The organism is Halocynthiibacter styelae (genome assembly GCF_016123485.1).
Taxonomy (GTDB): Bacteria; Pseudomonadota; Alphaproteobacteria; order Rhodobacterales; family Rhodobacteraceae; genus Halocynthiibacter; species Halocynthiibacter styelae.
On the sequence record NZ_JADCKQ010000030.1, the window covers coordinates 1 to 3251 of the forward strand.

Consider the following 3251-nt stretch of genomic DNA (forward strand, 5'->3'; position numbering starts at 1 on the left):
GCCGCATTTGGAGTACGTTCTTCGATTTCTGCCTATCGGCTGCATGATTAGCGCGCTCTGCGCACAAAAAAGCCCGCCTCAGTATTTCTACTGAGGCGGGTTTTTTTATTTGAACATCGTATTGAGAGATATTGGCTTCTTACCAGGTTTGGCGGTGACCTACTCTCCCACGCCTTAAGACGCAGTACCATCGGCGCGACAGTGCTTAACTGCCGAGATCGGAACGGGATCGGGTGTTTCACTTGTGCTATTACCACCAAACCGGGAAAGAAGCCATCAATATCAACTGTTGTCGTTTGTTTAAGCTATACTAATGTATAGTGTATGCTTTTGATTTGTCCTGAGGAGTCAGATTTCTGACTTCTACTGGATCAAATCAAGCCTATCGGGCAATTAGTACCAGTCAACTGAATGCGTTACCGCACTTACATCTCTGGCCTATCGACGAGGTGGTCTACCTCGGCCCTCAGGGAGATCTTGTTTTGAAGGGGGCTTCCCGCTTAGATGCCTTCAGCGGTTATCCTGTCCGTTCATAGCTACCCAGCACTGCAATTGGCATTACAACTGGTCCACCAGTGGAACGTTCACCCCGGTCCTCTCGTACTAGGGGCAACTCTTCTCAAATCTCCTACACCCACGGCAGATAGGGACCGAACTGTCTCACGACGTTCTAAACCCAGCTCACGTACCTCTTTAAATGGCGAACAGCCATACCCTTGGGACCTGCTCCAGCCCCAGGATGAGATGAGCCGACATCGAGGTGCCAAACACTGCCGTCGATATGGACTCTTGGGCAGTATCAGCCTGTTATCCCCGGCGTACCTTTTATCCGTTGAGCGATGGCCCTCCCACTTGGGACCACCGGATCACTATGACCGTCTTTCGACTCTGCTCGACTTGTCAGTCTCGCAGTCAGGCTGGCTTCTGCCATTGCACTCAACGACCGATTTCCGACCGGTCTGAGCCAACCTTCGCGCGCCTCCGTTACTCTTTAGGAGGCGACCGCCCCAGTCAAACTACCCGCCACACAGGGTCCCGGATCCGGATAACGGACCGCGGTTAGACATCAAACAGAACAAGGGTGGTATCTCAAAGGAGGCTCCCCAGAAACTGGCGTCTCTGGTTCAAAGCCTACCACCTATTCTGCACATGTTGTGTCTGATGCCAGTGTGAAGCTGTAGTAAAGGTGCACGGGGTCTTTCCGTCTAACCGCGGGAAGCCTGCATCTTGACAGGCAATTCAATTTCGCTGAGTCTATGTTGGAGACAGCGGGGAAGTCGTTACGCCATTCGTGCAGGTCGGAACTTACCCGACAAGGAATTTCGCTACCTTAGGACCGTTATAGTTACGGCCGCCGTTTACCTGGGCTTCATTTCAGAGCTCTCACCCCTCCATTTAACCTTCAGGCACCGGGCAGGCGTCAGACCCTATACGTCGTCTTGCGACTTCGCAGAGCCCTGTGTTTTTAGTAAACAGTCGCCACCCCCTGGTTTGTGCCCCCAGTCATTACTTGCGTAAGAACTGGGCCTCCTTCTCGCGAACTTACGGAGGTATTTTGCCGAGTTCCTTCAACATAGTTCTCTCAAGCGCCTTGGTATACTCTACCTATCCACCTGTGTCGGTTTAGGGTACGATCTTACGGAAGTGCTATTTCCAGGAACCTCTAAGCAGCCCATTCAATCCGATAAGGATGAACTACCTTCGAGATCCGTCACATTCTTCCTGGCCCAGGAATATTAACCTGGTTCCCATCGACTACGCCTTTCGGCCTCGCCTTAGGGGTCGGCTTACCCTGCTCAGATTAACTTTAAGCAGGAACCCTTGGATTTTCGGCGACAGGGTCTCTCACCCTGTTTGTCGCTACTCATGTCATCATTCTCACTAGTGATCTCTCCACCGGATCGCTCACGCGCCGGCTTCACAGAAAGCACCATATCCTCCGTTACATCCCGAGGGATGCAAATGAGGAAAGGTGCTATGTCACACTACGCTCTGCTACCATGCACTATGTGCATCCTAAGCTTCGGCTCATGGCTTGAGCCCCGTTACATCTTCGCCGCAGGACAACTTATTTAGACCAGTGAGCTGTTACGCTATCTTTAAAGGATGGCTGCTTCTAAGCCAACCTCCTGGTTGTTTTGGTCGTCCCACCTGCTTTCCCACTTAGCCATGAATTAGGGGCCTTAGCTGTAGGTCAGGGTTGTTTCCCTCTCCACAACGGACGTTAGCATCCGCTGTGTGTCTGCCGGATAGTACTTCTCGGTATTCGGAGTTTGATTAGGATCAGTAAGGCTGTGGGCCCCCATTACCCATTCAGTGCTCTACCCCCGAGAGTATTCGTCCGACGCTCTACCTAAATAGATTTCGCAGAGAACCAGCTATCTCCGAGTTTGATTGGCCTTTCACCCCTAGGCACAAGTCATCCCGATCTTTTTCAACAGATGTGGGTTCGGTCCTCCAGTGCATGTTACTGCACCTTCAACCTGCTCATGCCTAGATCACTCGGTTTCGGGTCTGATCCATCTAACTCATTCGCCCTATTAAGACTCGCTTTCGCTGCGCCTACACCTATCGGCTTAAGCTTGCTAGATAGACCAAGTCGATGACCCATTATACAAAAGGTACGCCGTCAGGACTCGAGGTCCCTCCGACTGCTTGTAGGCGTCCGGTTTCAGAAACTGTTTCACTCCCCTCGTCGGGGTGCTTTTCACCTTTCCCTCACGGTACTGGTTCGCTATCGGTCAGTAAGGAGTACTTAGCCTTCGAAGGTGGTCCTCCGATCTTCAGACAGAATTTCACGTGTTCCGCCCTACTTAATACGTCAAATCATGCTTCTCATACGGGACTGTCACCCACTTTGGTCAACCTTTCCAGGTTGTTCTGATCACAATTATTGCTCGGCTGGTCCCCGTTCGCTCGCCGCTACTAGGGGAGTATCAATTGATTTCCTTTCCTCCGGGTACTTAGATGTTTCAGTTCCCCGGGTTTGCTCTTAAAACCCTATGTATTCAGGTAATAAGTACCTGTTTCACCTCGTTATTGATAGCATAGCTAACAATAACAAAATGTCAGGTGGGTTCCCCCATTCAGAGATCCATGGATCAAAGCTTATTCTCAGCTCCCCATGGCTTATCGCAGAGTATCACGTCTTTCATCGCCTCTTACTGCCTAGGCATCCACCAAACGCCCTTTTCACGCTTGATTTGATCCAGAAGAAGTCAGACTTCTTCTGCGGCCAACCCCCTTTTGTT

The 3251-nt window shown here is 51.1% G+C and carries 2 rRNA genes; both read right to left on the reverse strand.

What is annotated here, in order from left to right:
* Positions 1 to 146: 146 nt before the first annotated feature.
* Positions 147 to 261 (reverse strand): 5S ribosomal RNA (rrf, locus tag H1D41_RS18175).
* 111 nt (positions 262 to 372) lie between these two features.
* Positions 373 to 3204 (reverse strand): 23S ribosomal RNA (locus H1D41_RS18180).
* Positions 3205 to 3251: the final 47 nt, after the last annotated feature.